Raw genomic sequence first — 15,385 nt, forward strand, 5'->3', positions numbered from 1 at the left:
ACCCAAGAGGTCACCAAGACCCTGATTACAAATACCAAACATGCAAACTGGGAGATACTGAATGACACGGAAACTCTTTACCCTCGCACTGCTCGGCTCGACCGTGATCGGCGGCGCCGCAGCTGCTGAAGACGTCACGCTGACCATTGAGAGCTGGCGCAACGATGACCTCGCCCTCTGGCAGGATAAGATCATCCCCGCCTTTGAAGCGGCCAACCCCGGCATCAAGCTGAAGTTCACCCCCTCTGCCCCGGCAGAATACAATGCGGTGCTGAATTCCAAACTGGATGCGGGCAGCGCCGGTGACCTGATCACCTGCCGCCCCTTTGATGCCTCGCTTGGCCTTTATGACAAGGGTCAGCTGGCCGATCTCTCCGATCTTGACGCTATGGGCAGCTTCTCCAATGTGGCAAAATCCGCCTGGCAGACCGACGATGGCGCCGCGACTTTCTGCGTCCCGATTGCTTCGGTGATCCACGGCTTCATCTACAACAAAGACGCCTTTGCCGAGCTGGGCGTGAATGTGCCCGAAACCGAAGACGAGTTCTTTGCCGCGCTGGAAAAAATCAAGGAAGACGGCAATTACGTTCCTTTGGCGATGGGCACAAACGACCAGTGGGAAGCCGCCACAATGGGCTATAACAACATCGGCCCAAACTACTGGAAGGGTGAGGAAGGCCGTCTTGCCCTCATCGCAGGTGAGCAGAAACTGACTGATGATCAGTGGGTTGCCCCCTATGAGACCCTGTCGAAATGGGGCGCTTACATGGGCGACGGCTATGAGGCGCAGACCTATCCTGACAGCCAGAACATCTTCACTCTGGGCCGCGCTGCAATCTATCCGGCGGGCAGCTGGGAAATCTCCGGCTTCAACACCCAGGCTGATTTCGCCATGGGCGCCTTCAAACCGCCGGTTAAAGCGGCGGGCGAGACCTGCTACATCTCGGATCACACCGATATCGCGGTTGGCCTGAATGCCGCCTCCCCCAATGCCGAGGCTGCCAAGACCTTCCTGAACTGGGTCGGATCGGCGGAATTCGCCAGCATCTACGCAAATGCGCTGCCGGGTTTCTTCTCGCTGTCGAACCATGAGGTCGCGATGGAAGATCCGCTGGCGCAGGAATTTGTCTCCTGGCGTGGCGAATGTGAGAGTACCATCCGCTCCACCTATCAGATCCTGTCGCGCGGCACGCCGAACCTCGAAAATGAGACATGGGGCGCCTCTGTTGCCGCCATCAAGGGCACCAAATCCGCCGCTGATCTGGGCGCAGACCTGCAAGAGGGTCTGGCCAGCTGGTACGAGCCGCAGAAATAAGCGCGCCACCACCTGACTGACCTGACACTCAGGCGTCCGGGCGGCCACATGCGGCCCGGACCCGCCGACAGATGGGACACATCATGCAAAACACCCCTCATAAACCGCGCAGACGTTGGCATATCGCCGTTTTTCTGGCGCCCGCTGTGCTGGTCTATACGGCCATCATGATTTTCCCGCTGTTCAATACCCTGCGGCTCGCGCTCTACAGCGAAAGCGACCAGATCCGCCAATTTGTAGGCCTTGCGAATTTCGAGACCCTGTTTGGCAACCCCAATTGGTCGGAACAATTCTGGAATGCGCTTGGCAACAACTTCTGGTTCTTCTTTGTTCATATGCTGGTGCAGAACCCCATCGGGGTGGCTCTGGCGGCAATCCTCAGCCATCCCCGGCTCCGGTTTGCAGCACTCTATCGCACCGCCATCTTTGTGCCGACCATCCTCAGCTTTGTCATCGTCGGCTTCGCCTGGAAGCTGATCCTCTCGCCGATCTGGGGCATCACCCCCGACCTCTTGGACGCCATCGGCCTGAAGTGGCTGTTTGCCCCCTGGCTGGGCAAAGAAGACTACGCGCTGACCACGCTGGCGCTGATCTCTGTCTGGCAATTTGTCGGCATCCCGATGATGCTAATCTACGCCGCGCTCCTGTCGATCCCGGAAGAGGTGATCGAGGCGGGCGAGGTTGATGGCATCACCGGCATGTCCGCCTTCTGGAAAATCAAACTGCCACTGATCCTGCCCTCCATCGGGATTATCTCGATCCTGACATTTGTGGGCAACTTCAATGCTTTCGACCTGATCTATACCACCCAAGGCGCGCTTGCCGGGCCGGATTTCTCCACCGACATCCTCGGCACCTTCATGTATCGCACCTTCTTCGGATTTCAGCTGCAACTGGGCGATCCGCATATGGGATCCGCCATTGCCACCGCCATGTTCGCGATCATTCTGATCGGTGTCTGCATCTATCTCTTCGGCATCCAGACCCGTCTGCGCCGCTACCAGTTCTGAGGATCCGATGATGCATAAATCCCGTTCAAACCCGTTCAACAGCATCCTCGCCCACGGCGCGCTGATCACCTACACGCTGATCGCCCTGTTTCCGGTGTTTGTGATCCTGGTGAACAGCTTCAAAACCCGCAAAGCGATCTTTCGCGACCCTCTCGGCCTGCCAACATCCGACACATTCTCGCTGGTCGGCTATCAGACCGTCCTGAAGCAGGGGGATTTCTTCCTCTACTTCCAGAATTCAATGATTGTCACCGTGGTGTCGCTGGCGCTGGTGCTGCTGTTTGGCGCCATGGCCGCCTTTGCCCTCGCGGAGTACCGGTTCAAGGGCAATATGCTACTGGGCCTGTACCTCGCCCTTGGCATCATGATCCCGATCCGCATCGGCACCGTCGCCATTCTGGAACTGATGGTGGACACCGGGCTGGTCAATACGCTGACCGCGCTGATCCTGGTTTATACCGCGCAGGGCCTGCCGCTGGCGGTGTTCATCCTGTCGGAATTCATGAAACAGGTGAGCGATGATCTGAAAAACGCAGGCCGCATCGACGGGCTGTCAGAATACACCATCTTCTTCCGCTTGGTGCTACCGTTGGTGCGCCCGGCCATGGCCACCGTCGCCGTCTTCAACATGATCCCGATCTGGAACGATCTCTGGTTCCCGCTGATCCTGGCCCCGGCCGAGGAAACCAAGACACTGACATTGGGCAGCCAGGTCTTCATCGGCCAATTCGTGACAGACTGGAATGCGGTTCTGTCGGCCCTGTCGATGGCGATCCTGCCGGTGATGGTCCTCTATGTGATCTTCTCACGCCAGCTCATCCGCGGCATCACCTCCGGGGCGGTGAAATGATGCTGCGGCTCAAACCATGCCTCTGCCCGGCCATGATGCCGGGCCGCGTCGGACCAGCCCCCCTAGATGGCAGGGTTCTGTCATCTATTGGTCCGGCGCACCCAACCACCCAGCAGCTCAGCCATCATTCAGGAGGCCGCCAATGACCCGCGTTCTGATTGCAGGCCTCGGCAATATGGGGTTTTCCCACGCTCTGGCGCACCATCACGACGAAACCGCGCACATTGTCAGCCTCGTCAACCGCTCTGGCGCGGCCGCACGGCCTCCCTTGCAGGACTATCCGGTCTATAGCGATTTCCATCAGGCGCTGGCGCAGACAAAACCCGATCTGGTGGTCATCGCCACCTACTCCGACAGCCACGCGCCCTATGCCATCGCCGCGATGGAGGCCGGTGCGGATGTTTTTGTTGAAAAGCCGCTCGCCACCACGGTTGCCGATGCCCGCGCCGTGACCGACACCGCCCGCCGACTGGGGCGCAAGCTGATGGTGGGCTATATCCTGCGCCACCACCCCAGCTGGCAGCGCCTGATTGCCGAGGCCCGCGATCTCGGCCCGCCTTATGTGTTCCGCATGAACCTCAACCAGCAGTCCGATGGCCCCACATGGGACACCCACAAGGCGCTGATGCAAACCACCTCTCCGATCGTGGACTGCGGTGTGCATTACGTCGATGTGATGTGCCAGATCACCGATGCCACACCCCAGCGCGTCCATGGCATCGGCCTGCGCCTGTCGGATGAGATCGCCGAGGACATGTATAACTACGGCCAGTTTCAGGTGAGTTTCTCCGACGGGTCCGTTGGCTGGTACGAGGCCGGCTGGGGACCCATGATGTCCGAAACCGCCTATTTCGTAAAAGACGTGGTGTCCCCGAATGGCTCGGTCTCGATCACCGAAACAGACAAGAGTGGCTCGGACGATGTGGACAGCCATACCGCCGTCGGCAGCCTGATCGTACATCGCAGCACGCAGGGCACCCCGGACCGACGCATCGACCTGCCCGCAGAACCCGATCACAATGCCCTCTGCGCTGCCGAACAGGCCCATATGCTGCGCGTCATTGCCGACGACCTAAACATGGAACGACACATGCAGGACGCCGTTGCCTCGCTGGCGATCTGTCTGGCCGCCGACCAGAGCATCCGCAGCGGCGCGCCTGTCGATTTGACATCTGACCTGACAGACGCCGAGGCCACAGCGCCCGCCTCTCCCTCTCTGACCCCGAAGACCTGAAGGATTTCCGCCATGACCGCCCTACAGCTTACCAATGTCTGCAAATCCTTCGGCCCGGTCGAGGTGCTGAAAGACATCAACCTCACCGTTGAGGATGGCGAATTCGTGGTCTTTGTCGGCCCGTCGGGATGTGGCAAATCCACCCTTCTGCGGGTCATCTCCGGGCTGGAGGATGCCACCGCAGGCGAAATCAGCATCGGTGGGCAGACCGTCACCACCACGCCTCCCGCCAAACGCGGCATCGCCATGGTGTTCCAATCCTACGCGCTTTATCCGCATCTCACCGTGCGCGAAAACATGGCGCTGGCTCTGAAACAAGAACGTCAGCCCAAGGAGGAAATCACCGCCCGTGTCGCCGAAGCCAGCCGTATGTTGTCGCTGGAGGACTACCTTGACCGCCGCCCCTCGGAACTTTCCGGTGGGCAACGCCAGCGTGTCGCCATTGGCCGCGCCGTGGTGCGCGAACCCAAGCTGTTCCTGTTTGACGAACCGCTCTCCAACCTCGATGCCGCCCTGCGCATGAACACCCGTCTGGAAATCGCCCGCCTCCACCGCCAGCTGTCGGCCAGCATGATCTACGTCACCCATGACCAGATCGAGGCGATGACCCTTGCGGATAAAATCGTGGTGCTGCGTGATGGCCGCATTGAACAGGTCGGCACCCCGATGGAGCTTTACAACAATCCTGCCAATCGCTTTGTGGCGGAATTCATCGGCGCGCCTGCGATGAACTTTGTTCCGGCGCAACGCCTTGGTGGCAACCCCGGACAATTCATCGGAATACGCCCGGAATACGCCCGCATCAGCCCGGATGGCCCACTCACCGGCGAGGTGATTCACGTGGAAAAACTGGGCGGCGACACCAATATCCTGGTCGATATGGGCCAGGATCTCACCTTCACCGCGCGGCTGTTCGGCCAGCATGACACCAATGTCGGTGAGACTCTGCAGTTTGATTTCGACCCTGCCAACTGTCTCAGCTTTGATGAGGCAGGCCAGCGGATCTGATCCCAAGCCCCGCCTATCCGCAGTCACCACCGGTCAAGACGGCACTATTTGGGCTAGACAACGCAAACTGCTATATTAGGGCGTTACAAATGCACATGTTAGCGCTAACTAGACGTCAGCGGTGCCCTTGAGTGATTCGCAACAGGGCAGAGATACCCGAGGGAGACGGACGATGACGCAGACCCAGACGCAAACCTGGCACCTTCTGGCACAGCATCGCGCGCAGACTGCCGATGTGTCTCTTCTGTCCCGCTTTGACGCTCCGGATCGCTTTCAGGCCTTCTCGGCAGAAACCGACGGTCTGCTGTTGGATTATTCCAAAACTGCACTCGACACCACCGCGCTCTCGCTTCTGGAGCGGATCACGGCCGAGGCCGGTCTTGCCGATCGCATCAGCCAGATGTTCCGTGGCGACAAGATCAACACCACCGAAGACCGCGCCGTGCTGCACACTGCCCTGCGGGCACAGACCGATGATCCGATCAAAGTCGATGGTGACGATGTCTTGCCCGCCATCCGCCAGACCCTGCAACAGATGGAGAGCTTTGCCGAGGCGCTGCGCGATGGCAGCATCCGTTCCAGCACCGGCGCAAAATTCACCGATGTGATCAATATCGGCATTGGTGGCTCCGACCTTGGCCCCGCCATGGCCACGCTGGCGCTGGCGCCCTACCATGATGGCCCCCGCTGCCATTTTGTGTCCAACGTAGATGGTGCCCATATCGCCGACACGCTGAAGGGGCTGGATCCGCAGACCACATTGGTGATCATCGCCTCCAAGACCTTCACCACCATCGAGACCATGACCAATGCCCGCACCGCATTGGACTGGCTGCGTGCCACACTGGGGGATGACACCTCTGCGCATCTGGCCGCCGTCTCGACCGCGCGGGACAAAACCTCGGCCTTTGGCATTGCCCCCGAACGGGTCTTTGGCTTTGCCGATTGGGTTGGCGGGCGCTATTCGCTCTGGGGGCCGGTTGGCCTGCCGATTATGATTGCCATCGGCGCCGAGAATTTCCGCCAGTTCCTGTCCGGCGCCGCAGCGATGGACCGCCATTTCCGCACCGCGCCGTTTCGTGAAAACCTGCCGGTGATGCTCGCCATGACCGGTATCTGGCACCACAATATCTGCGGCTACGGTAGCCGCGCCATTCTACCCTATGACCAGCGTCTGTCCCGCTTCCCCGCCTATCTCCAGCAACTAGATATGGAAAGCAACGGCAAGAGCGTCGCACTGGATGGCAGCCCCCTGCCGCGCGACTCTGGCCCTATCGTCTGGGGCGAACCCGGCACCAACGGCCAGCACGCCTTCTACCAGCTGCTGCATCAGGGCACCCGCGTGATACCTGCCGAATTCCTGATCGCCGCCGAGGCGCATGAGGGGGATCTGCCCCATCATCACCAGCTGCTGGTCTCCAACTGCCTCGCCCAGTCTGAAGCCCTGATGCTGGGCCGCACCCGCGAGCAGGCCCGCGCCATCGCCGCCAAACGTGGCTTTACCGGCGATGCGCTGGAACAGATGGCAGGCCACCTGTCCTTCACTGGCAATCGCCCTTCCGTCACCCTCGCCTATCCGAAACTCACCCCCTTTGTGCTGGGTCAGCTCATCGCGCTCTATGAACACCGTGTGTTTGTCGAAGGTGTGGTCTGGGGGTTGAACTCCTTTGACCAATGGGGTGTTGAACTCGGAAAGGAACTGGCCGTCAGCCTGTTGCCGCTGGTCGACGGCTCCGCCCCGGCTGAGGCTTATGAGGCCAAAGACGGCTCCACCCGGGGCCTGCTGTCGAAACTCACCCATCCGCACCCCTAGCCACCAACAAGACCGCCAATTTCCCCTTCGAGCCGACAGAGAGAAAGCCATGGTTTCCCGCGTCATTCCCGTCCAGTCCTTTGACCTCGTGCTGTTTGGCGCGACCGGAGACCTTGCCCGCCGCAAGATCCTGCCCAGCCTGTTCCACCGCTTCCAGATCGGCCAGTTCTCCGACGATTGCCGCATTATCGGCACCTCGCGCAGTGAGATGGATCGCCACGGGTTTCAGGAGATGGTCGCTGACGCCATCCGCACCTATGGCCAGCCGGGCGAGACCAGCGACGACGAAATCGCCGCTTTTGTGGATCTGTTGCACTATACCGCCGTGGACGCGCGCGGCGACAACGGCTGGCAGGCACTTGGCGATCTGCTGCGCGACGATGCCATCCGCGCCTTCTACCTCTCGGTCGGGCCCAGCCTGTTCCCCGATATCGCGGGTCGCCTGCGCTCCACCGGGATCGCCACCCCCGACAGCCGTATCGTTCTGGAAAAACCCTTCGGCCATGATCTGGCCTCGGCCCAGGCGCTGAACGCCGCCCTGCGCGCCAATTTCGAAGAACACCAGATCTACCGGATCGACCATTATCTGGGCAAAGAGACCGTCCAGAACCTGATGGCCCTGCGCTTTGCCAATTCGCTGTTTGAACCCCTGTGGAACTCCTCACACATCGACCACGTGCAGATCACCGTCGCCGAAAGCATCGGCGTCAAAGGGCGCGGCGAATATTACGACAAATCCGGCGCCATGCGGGATATGGTCCAGAACCACCTGATGCAACTCCTGTGCCTCACCGCGATGGAACCTCCCGCCCGTTTCACCCCCAACGCCGTGCGCGACGAAAAGGTGAAGGTGATCGAGGCGCTGAACCCCGTCGCCCCAGACCAGATCGCCCGTGGCCAGTATCGCGGCCCGGAGGGGGAGGCCTACCGCGACCATGCAGGCAATCCTGCCAGCACCACCGAAAGCTTCATCGCGATGAAGGTGGAGGTCGCCAACTGGCGATGGGCCGGCACGCCGTTTTATCTGCGCACCGGAAAATGCCTGCGCGCCCGCGAATCCGAAATCGCCGTCTTCTTCCGCGACCCGCCGCATAACATCTTTGCCGAGGACACCGGCACCGGCGGCATCAAGGGCAATGTGCTGGTGATCCGCCTGCAACCGGACGAAGGCATCACCCTGCGCACCACCATCAAGGACCCCGGTCCCGGCGGTATGCGCCTGACCGGTGCCAATCTCGACATGACCTTCGCCGATAGCCTGCCAGAGGCCGGCCGGCCGCAGGACGCCTACGAACGGCTGATCATGGATGTGATCCGCGGCAACCAGACGCTGTTCATGCGCGGCGATGAGGTTGAGGCCGCCTGGGCCTGGGCCGACCCGATCATCGCGGGCTGGGCTGACAACAGCAATGACACGCCGCAACCCTATGATCCCGGCAGCTCCGGACCAGAGGATGCGCTGCTGCTGATGCACCGCGACAATCGCCGTTGGCGCGGCATCGGCTCCTGAGCCTGCCCGCCTGCGCTCCCGACACGATCCGACCAACCGGCACCTGACGACTGAAAGAGGCACCCGATGCGTTTGAACCAAACAGTCCGCGACGTCACAGACCGAATTATCGCCCGCAGCGCCAAACCCCGCGCCGCCTATCTCGACCGGATGCGCGCCGCCAAGGGCAAAGGCCCCGCCCGCGCCCACCTATCGTGCAGCGGTCAGGCCCATGCCTATGCCGCCACCGGCGAGGATCAGATGCCCCTCGCCGAAGGCAACGCCGGGCATCTCGGCATCGTCACCGCCTATAACGACATGCTCTCGGCGCATCAGCCGTTTGAAACCTACCCGCAGCGGATCCGCGACGCCGTGCGCCGCGTCGGCGGCACCGCGCAGGTGGCCGGCGGCGTCCCCGCTATGTGCGACGGCGTCACCCAGGGCGAGGCGGGGATGGAGCTCAGCCTGTTCTCCCGCGACACCATCGCCATGGCCACCGGCATCGCCCTCAGCCACAACGTGTTTGATGCCACCGTCTATCTGGGCGTCTGCGACAAGATCGTGCCGGGTCTGGTCATTGGCGCGCAGGTCTTTGGCCATCTGCCCGCCGTGTTTCTCCCCGCAGGTCCGATGACCTCCGGCATTTCCAACGATGACAAGGCCAAGGTCCGCCAGAAATTCGCCGCCGGTGAAATCGGGCGCGACGAGCTGCTGAAATCCGAGATGGCCGCCTATCACGGCCCCGGCACCTGCACCTTCTACGGCACGGCCAATACCAACCAGATGCTGATGGAATTCATGGGCCTGCACCTGCCCGGCTCCTCCTTCGTCAATCCCGGCACCGACATGCGCGCCGCCCTGACTGAGGAAGGCGCCCGCCGCGCTCTCGCGCTCAGCGCGCTTGGCAATGATTACACGCCGGTCTGCGATATTCTGGATGAACGCGCCTATGTGAACGGCATCGTCGGGCTGATGACCACCGGCGGCTCCACCAATCTGTTGATCCACCTGATCGCCATGGCGCGCGCCGGTGGCATCATTCTGGATTGGCAGGACTTTTCCGAACTCTCTGACGTGGTGCCGCTGCTGGCGCGGGTCTATCCCAACGGTCTGGCCGATGTGAACCACTTCCATGCGGCCGGCGGTCTGGGCTATGTGATCGGCCAGTTGCTGAACTCTGGTCACCTCCACGCCGACACGCGCACGGTTGCAGGCAGCGGGCTGGAGAGCTACACCGCCGAACCCTTCCTCAGCGACGATGGTCTTGTGTGGAAACCCGGCACCGCCGAGAGCCTCAACGACAAGATCATTCGCCCTGCCAGCGCCCCCTTCCAGCCCACCGGCGGGCTCTCCCGCCTCTCCGGCAACCTCGGCACCGGCGTGATGAAGATCTCCGCCGTGGCAGAAGAACACCGCGTGGTCGAAGCCCCCACCCGCGTCTTTCATGATCAGGAGGAGGCCAAGGCCGCCTTCAAGGCGGGTGAGCTGGACAAGGGCGATGTGGTGATCGTGGTCCGCTTCCAGGGGCCAAAGGCCAACGGAATGCCGGAACTCCACTCGATGACGCCGTTCCTCGGCATCATGCAGGGGCGCGGCCAGAAGGTGGCGCTGGTCACCGATGGCCGCATGTCCGGCGCCTCGGGCAAGATCCCTTCCGCCATCCATGTAGTGCCGGAGGCCCTCGACGGTGGTCCGATTTCCAAGCTGCGCGATGGTGACATGGTGCGGGTTGATGCCCTCACAGGTACGCTAAAGGTCAAGGCCGAAGGCTTTGACGACCGCGACCCGGTGGTGGCCGACCTCTCCGCCTATCAGCACGGCACCGGCCGCGAGATGTTCGCACTGTTCCGCAATGCCGTCACCTCTGCCGATACCGGCGCCACCGTATTCTCGACCCTGATCGGAGACTGATCCATGGCCATCACCCCACAAGACGCCAGCACCCGTGCGCGCGAGATCTGCCAACTGGCCCCGATCGTGCCGGTGCTGGTCGTCCATGACGTCGCTCACGCCCGCCCGCTGGCCGAAGCCCTGGTCGCCGGTGGCCTGCCCGCGCTGGAGGTCACCCTGCGCACCCCCGCCGCGCTGGATGTGATTGCCGAAATGGCCAAGGTCAAAGGCGGCGTTGTTGGCGCTGGTACGCTGATCACGCCGGAGGATGTCACCCGCGCCGTCGCGGCCGGTGCACAGTTCGGCGTCTCTCCCGGCGCCACCGATACGCTACTGGACGCGGCTGAGGCCGCCGGTCTGCCGATGCTGCCCGGTGCCGCCACCGCCTCCGAGGCGATGCGCCTTCTGGAACGCGGCTATGACATGCTGAAATTCTTCCCGGCTGAGGCCTCCGGCGGCGCTCCCGCGCTCAAGGCCATCGGCGCCCCCCTGCCGCAGATCAGTTTCTGCCCGACCGGCGGCGTCAGCCCGGACAATGCAGACAGCTACCTGTCACTGTCCAACGTGGTCTGCGCCGGCGGCAGCTGGGTCGCCCCGACCAAACTGGTTGAGGCAGGCGGTTGGGACGCCATCCGCGACCTCGCCCGCGCCGCAAGCCAACTGGCACGCTGACCGCGCAGACCTGATGGCCCCCCTCCCCCGCAGCCCCGTGCAATACGGCGCTGCGGGGCAGTCACGCCCCTATGGGTCTCGAACCAGATGGATCAGGCCGGATGGCCGCTGGATTTTGGCGCATCGTCGCAAATCTCGTACCAACCGGGCTTTTCCGACACGAATTCATGAAACCGGTTTCTCGTCGAAATTTCGCTATCCAGCGCATTTGCAGCAATCGGGAAACTGTCCTCTTCTGACAGGATTTCCCCAAGCGAGCTGCCGCAGACCCTGCAGAAACATCTGCCGTATTTGTAAGGCGGGGCTGGCTGGTACAGGGCCACCTGATCTTTGCCCTCAATCCAGCTCAGATCCTCCCGCTTGACAAAAACGATGGTACTCGCCCCTGCCTTCCGGCAGCGCGAACAATGGCAGGTCCCCATCATGGATGGTTCCGCCTTCAGTCGGAATTTGACCGTTCCACAGCAACAGCTCCCCTCAATCATCTCAACAACCCTCCACTAGATAATTCATGAGAACATTACATGAACATATGATACCCGGCAATCCCCAACGCAAAACGCCACACCGGCAGTTGTAACCGGGTGGCGCCTTTTAGCAGATCAAATGTTGGACCGGGCCCTAGCCCGCCAGCTCGTCACGCCAGGGCGGATTGGCACCCGGGCGGGAAACAGTGACGGCGGCAGCCCGTGCGCCGTAGCCCAGACAGACGCGCAGCTGCTCGGGATCCATCTCACCGCTGGCCGCATCCGCCAGCACGCCGGCCTCGGTCGCGGCGGCCATAAACCCTGCATTGAACGTATCGCCAGCCCCGACAGTATCCGCGACCACCGCCACCTGTGCGGGCACCTCGACCGTGGGGCCGGACCGCAGGAACCCCTTCGCGCCCTTGCTGCCCAGCGTCAGGATCACCAGCCCAGGTCCCATCCCGGCCTCCCCGGCCAGGATCTGGCGGATCTTCTCCTCAATCGGTGCATCGCCCGGATAAATCCAGTGCAGATCTTCATCCGAAACTTTGACGATACCGGCCCCCGCCACCATCGCCGCCAAGCGGCTGCGATAGGCCGCCTCATCCTTGGCAAACCCGGCGCGCACGTTAGGATCGATCATAATGATCCGGCGCCCCCGTTCGCGCGCCGCCAGCGCTGCATAGGTCTCTGCCGCAGCGCCATTGCACAGGGAAATTCCGCCAAAGAACAACGTGTCCACATCCTCGGACAGCTCTGGCAGCCGGTCAGGACGCAGGCTGGCCCCAGCGGAATTCTCGTCAAAGAAATGATACTCCGCATGACCGTCGCGCAGATGCACAAAGGCCAGCGTGGAGGGCTGATCAGATCGTTCTGCAAACCCGTGATCCACATGCGACGCCACCAGCGCCGCCGCCAGCTGCTGGCCAAACAGGTCGCGCGACAGGCCGGTGAACAGCCCGGTCGTCTGCCCCAGACGCCCCAGCGCGATCGCCGTATTGAACACCGCGCCGCCGCAATGGGGCACAAACCCGGTCTGCGCATCCGCGCCATCCACCACCGGCACAGCCCCGGCAACCGGCGCCGGGATCATGTCGATCAGCGCCTCTCCACAACACAGGATCATTCTGTCTCACCTTTCCAGATCACATCCGCAGGCAGGGCCGCAGCGGCCACACGATCCGCGTTGACCATGTCATTGCCCTCCGCCCGTGCCTCTGCCTCGGCATCGCTCAAACCATAGGCCTGCCAGCGCGCCACAAGCCGCTCCCGCAAGATGTCACGCGGCACATCGACCCGCACAGACAGATCCCAAAGCGCCGCCAGATCGCGCCATTCCGGCGCGTCAAACATCAGATAATTGCCCTCAACCACGGCGACCTCAACACCAGCATCGACCCGCGCCGCACCCGCGATGGCAATGTCCCGCGCGCGGTCGAATTCGGGGTAGATCACCTCTTCTTCTACCGCCATGGCCGCAATCAACCGCTGAAACCCGGCCTGATCAAAGCTCTCCGGCGCGCCTTTCCTATCACGCAGGTCCATCTCCGACAGCAGCCGATTGTCCAGATGGAACCCGTCCATCGGCACCACCGCAGCCCCTGTGCCATTGGCACAGAGCGCCTGCACCAGCAGCTCTGCCAGGGTGGATTTGCCACTGCCCGGCGCGCCTGCAAGCGCCACCAGACGCCGCGCGCGCCCCTCGGCCACCGGCAACGCCTGCACCTGAGCCACCAGATCCGCCAGTGGTGTCACCTCTCGTGTCATGCTGCGGTCAGATCCTCGGAGGGCACCTGCGCGCCGGTCATATAGCCGACGGCATCCGACATGCTGTGCTGTTTGGGATCAATCACACACAGCCGCTTGCCCAGCCGATGCACATGGATGCGATCCGCGACCTCAAACACATGAGGCATATTGTGACTGATCAGGATGATCGGAATACCGCGCGATTTCACATCCTGAATCAGCTCCAGCACCCGACGGCTCTCCTTGACGCCCAGCGCCGCCGTCGGCTCGTCCAGAATGATTACCTTGGAGCCAAAGGCCGCCGCCCGCGCCACAGCCACGCCCTGACGCTGACCACCCGACAGGGTTTCCACCGCCTGATTGATGTTCTGGATTGTCGCCAAGCCCAGCTCGTTCAGCTTGTCACGGGCGATCTGTTCCATGCGTGCGCGATCCAGCTGCCGCAGCACGGACCCCCGCCAGCCGGGTTTACGCAGCTCGCGTCCCATGAACATATTGTCAGCAATCGACAGCGCAGGTGACATCGCAAGCGTCTGATAAACCGTCTCAATCCCTTCTTTGCGCGCATCTATCGGCGTGTGAAACTGCACACGACGCCCCTCCAGCCAGACCTCTCCCGCATCTGGAACCACCGCGCCGGACACCGCCTTGATCAACGAGGATTTCCCCGCCCCATTGTCGCCGATCACCGCCAGGATCTCTCCCGGCATCAGATCAAAATCGCAATGATCCAGCGCGGTCACACGTCCGTAGCGCTTCACCAGACCGCGGGCTTTCAAAATAGGTTCCATCAGACAGACACCTTTCTGATCCATTGATCCACGGCCACCGCCGCAATGATAAGCAGGCCAATCAGCAGGTAGGTCCACTGTGCATCCGCCCCCAGCAAGCGCAGCCCAAGGGTAAAGACCCCAACGATCAGCGCGCCAAAAAATGTGCCTAGGATCGACCCACGCCCACCAAACAGTGAAATCCCGCCAATCACCACCGCCGTGATGCTCTCAATATTGGCGAGCTGTCCCGAGGTGGGCGAGACTGACCCGATGCGCCCGATCATCGCCCAGCCGGCAAAGGCACAGATCAGCCCTGACAGCATATAGACCGAGATCAGCACCCGCGTGACCTTCACCCCCGACAGCTCCGCCGCCTCCGGGTCGTCGCCAACCGCATAGACATGGCGCCCCCAGGCCGTGTGGCGCAGCACATAGGCCAGCAGAACCACCAGGATGACCATGAAGATCACGCCATAGGTGAAGACCGCGCCGCCAATCTTGATTTTCTCGCCAAACAGCTGCAGCAGCGGCGCCTCGGCAGCGATGGTCTGGCTGCGGATGGTTTCATTGGCCGAATACAAGAAGTTGCTCGCCAGCACGATCTGCCACATGCCCAGCGTCACGATAAAGGGCGGCAGTTTCATCCGTGCCACCAGCCAGCCATTGATAAAGCCGCAGATGGTGCCGCAGATCAGCCCACAGGCCACCGCCACCTCGGGTGGCAAACCGTAGCGAAAGGTGAATTGCCCCATCACCACCGAGCTGAGCACCATGATAGCCCCCACCGACAGGTCGATGCCTGCGGTCAGGATCACCAACGACTGCGCGCAGGCCACAATGCCGACAATGCCCACCTGTTGCAGGATCAGCGTCAGCGCAAAGGGGGAAAAAAACTTGCTGCCCAGCAGCAGCCCAAACACGATCACCGACAGCACCAGCACGATCAGCGGCACCAGCGACGGGGTCACATGCAGCATATGTTGAAAGCGACTGATAAAGGAGGTCTCTCCCTGGTCGAAATCTGCAACGGCCTCGGGGCTGCCGCTGGCCGCCGCTTCATAGCTTTGGGGCGTGGTCATAACTCTCTCCGTAAAATCCGGCGTCCGGTGGGGCAC

General features: G+C 62.0%; 14 protein-coding genes. 9 read left to right on the forward strand and 5 right to left on the reverse strand.

Translation table 11 applies throughout. The features are described 5' to 3' along the window. The first annotated feature begins 61 nt into the window (after nt 1-61). The 9 genes from J4721_RS16575 to eda all read left to right on the forward strand — a co-directional run bounded on the left by J4721_RS16575 (nt 62) and on the right by eda (nt 11,281). Nucleotides 62-1,315, forward strand: a complete 1,254-nt coding sequence (locus J4721_RS16575; protein ID WP_211003226.1) for an ABC transporter substrate-binding protein — start codon at nt 62-64, stop codon at nt 1,313-1,315. An 83-nt stretch (nt 1,316-1,398) separates the two neighbouring features. Next, nucleotides 1,399-2,325: a carbohydrate ABC transporter permease gene (locus J4721_RS16580; RefSeq protein WP_014875690.1), complete on the forward strand. Its 927-nt coding sequence runs from the start codon at nt 1,399-1,401 to the stop codon at nt 2,323-2,325. A gap of 10 nt (nt 2,326-2,335) precedes the next feature. Continuing rightward, nucleotides 2,336-3,175, forward strand: coding sequence for a carbohydrate ABC transporter permease (locus J4721_RS16585; protein ID WP_044040979.1), 840 nt, complete (start codon nt 2,336-2,338; stop codon nt 3,173-3,175). A gap of 142 nt (nt 3,176-3,317) precedes the next feature. After that, nucleotides 3,318-4,409: a Gfo/Idh/MocA family protein gene (locus tag J4721_RS16590; RefSeq protein ID WP_211003225.1), complete on the forward strand. Its 1,092-nt coding sequence runs from the start codon at nt 3,318-3,320 to the stop codon at nt 4,407-4,409. 12 nt (nt 4,410-4,421) lie between these two features. After that, a complete protein-coding gene (locus J4721_RS16595; protein ID WP_102859180.1) occupies nt 4,422-5,417 on the forward strand; it encodes an ABC transporter ATP-binding protein in 996 nt (331 codons plus the stop codon). A gap of 172 nt (nt 5,418-5,589) precedes the next feature. After that, entirely contained in the window at nt 5,590-7,230 is a 1,641-nt protein-coding gene (gene pgi, locus J4721_RS16600) for a glucose-6-phosphate isomerase (protein ID WP_211003224.1), read from the forward strand. Nucleotides 7,231-7,279: 49 nt separating this feature from the next. Continuing rightward, complete coding sequence (gene zwf, locus J4721_RS16605; RefSeq protein ID WP_014880986.1) at nt 7,280-8,740, forward strand: glucose-6-phosphate dehydrogenase; 1,461 nt, start codon at nt 7,280-7,282, stop codon at nt 8,738-8,740. Nucleotides 8,741-8,806: 66 nt separating this feature from the next. Further along, nucleotides 8,807-10,630 carry a phosphogluconate dehydratase gene (gene edd, locus J4721_RS16610; protein WP_211003223.1) on the forward strand — a complete coding sequence of 608 codons (1,824 nt, stop codon included), beginning with the start codon at nt 8,807-8,809 and terminating at the stop codon, nt 10,628-10,630. A gap of 3 nt (nt 10,631-10,633) precedes the next feature. Then, a complete protein-coding gene (eda, locus tag J4721_RS16615; protein ID WP_211003222.1) occupies nt 10,634-11,281 on the forward strand; it encodes a bifunctional 4-hydroxy-2-oxoglutarate aldolase/2-dehydro-3-deoxy-phosphogluconate aldolase in 648 nt (215 codons plus the stop codon). A 92-nt stretch (nt 11,282-11,373) separates the two neighbouring features. On the opposite strand, the gene J4721_RS16620 is transcribed toward eda, so the two are convergent. From J4721_RS16620 to J4721_RS16640, 5 genes are all read right to left on the reverse strand, one after another. Further along, nucleotides 11,374-11,706 carry a GFA family protein gene (locus J4721_RS16620; RefSeq protein ID WP_247656174.1) on the reverse strand — a complete coding sequence of 111 codons (333 nt, stop codon included), beginning with the start codon at nt 11,704-11,706 and terminating at the stop codon, nt 11,374-11,376. 196 nt (nt 11,707-11,902) lie between these two features. Further along, on the reverse strand, nt 11,903-12,874 hold the full coding sequence (locus tag J4721_RS16625; RefSeq protein WP_076617017.1) for a carbohydrate kinase: 972 nt from the start codon (nt 12,872-12,874) through the stop codon (nt 11,903-11,905). Then, nucleotides 12,871-13,515, reverse strand: coding sequence for an AAA family ATPase (locus J4721_RS16630; protein ID WP_211003220.1), 645 nt, complete (start codon nt 13,513-13,515; stop codon nt 12,871-12,873). Before J4721_RS16630 ends, J4721_RS16625 begins: the two co-directional genes overlap by 4 nt. Continuing rightward, on the reverse strand, nt 13,512-14,288 hold the full coding sequence (locus J4721_RS16635) for an ATP-binding cassette domain-containing protein (RefSeq protein ID WP_014875700.1): 777 nt from the start codon (nt 14,286-14,288) through the stop codon (nt 13,512-13,514). Before J4721_RS16635 ends, J4721_RS16630 begins: the two co-directional genes overlap by 4 nt. Beyond that, the gene (locus J4721_RS16640) at nt 14,288-15,349 is read right to left on the reverse strand and encodes an ABC transporter permease (RefSeq protein ID WP_014875701.1); all 1,062 of its coding nucleotides are present in this window, start codon (nt 15,347-15,349) and stop codon (nt 14,288-14,290) included. Before J4721_RS16640 ends, J4721_RS16635 begins: the two co-directional genes overlap by 1 nt. Between the last annotated feature and the right edge of the window lie 36 nt (nt 15,350-15,385).

This window comes from Phaeobacter sp. HS011 (assembly GCF_018101215.1).
GTDB lineage: Bacteria > Pseudomonadota > Alphaproteobacteria > Rhodobacterales > Rhodobacteraceae > Phaeobacter > Phaeobacter inhibens.

Bases quoted from the DNA above. Each gene is read 5' to 3' on its own strand.
- J4721_RS16640 (WP_014875701.1), bottom strand. From the start codon at position 15,349: ATGACCACGCCCCAAAGCTATGAAGCGGCGGCCAGCGGCAGCCCCGAG.
- pgi (WP_211003224.1), top strand. From the start codon at position 5,590: ATGACGCAGACCCAGACGCAAACCTGGCACCTTCTGGCACAGCATCGC.
- eda (WP_211003222.1), top strand. From the start codon at position 10,634: ATGGCCATCACCCCACAAGACGCCAGCACCCGTGCGCGCGAGATCTGC.
- J4721_RS16620 (WP_247656174.1), bottom strand. From the start codon at position 11,706: ATGATGGGGACCTGCCATTGTTCGCGCTGCCGGAAGGCAGGGGCGAGT.
- J4721_RS16590 (WP_211003225.1), top strand. From the start codon at position 3,318: ATGACCCGCGTTCTGATTGCAGGCCTCGGCAATATGGGGTTTTCCCAC.
- J4721_RS16595 (WP_102859180.1), top strand. From the start codon at position 4,422: ATGACCGCCCTACAGCTTACCAATGTCTGCAAATCCTTCGGCCCGGTC.
- J4721_RS16635 (WP_014875700.1), bottom strand. From the start codon at position 14,288: ATGGAACCTATTTTGAAAGCCCGCGGTCTGGTGAAGCGCTACGGACGT.
- J4721_RS16630 (WP_211003220.1), bottom strand. From the start codon at position 13,515: ATGACACGAGAGGTGACACCACTGGCGGATCTGGTGGCTCAGGTGCAG.
- J4721_RS16575 (WP_211003226.1), top strand. From the start codon at position 62: ATGACACGGAAACTCTTTACCCTCGCACTGCTCGGCTCGACCGTGATC.
- zwf (WP_014880986.1), top strand. From the start codon at position 7,280: ATGGTTTCCCGCGTCATTCCCGTCCAGTCCTTTGACCTCGTGCTGTTT.
- J4721_RS16585 (WP_044040979.1), top strand. From the start codon at position 2,336: ATGCATAAATCCCGTTCAAACCCGTTCAACAGCATCCTCGCCCACGGC.
- J4721_RS16580 (WP_014875690.1), top strand. From the start codon at position 1,399: ATGCAAAACACCCCTCATAAACCGCGCAGACGTTGGCATATCGCCGTT.
- J4721_RS16625 (WP_076617017.1), bottom strand. From the start codon at position 12,874: ATGATCCTGTGTTGTGGAGAGGCGCTGATCGACATGATCCCGGCGCCG.
- edd (WP_211003223.1), top strand. From the start codon at position 8,807: ATGCGTTTGAACCAAACAGTCCGCGACGTCACAGACCGAATTATCGCC.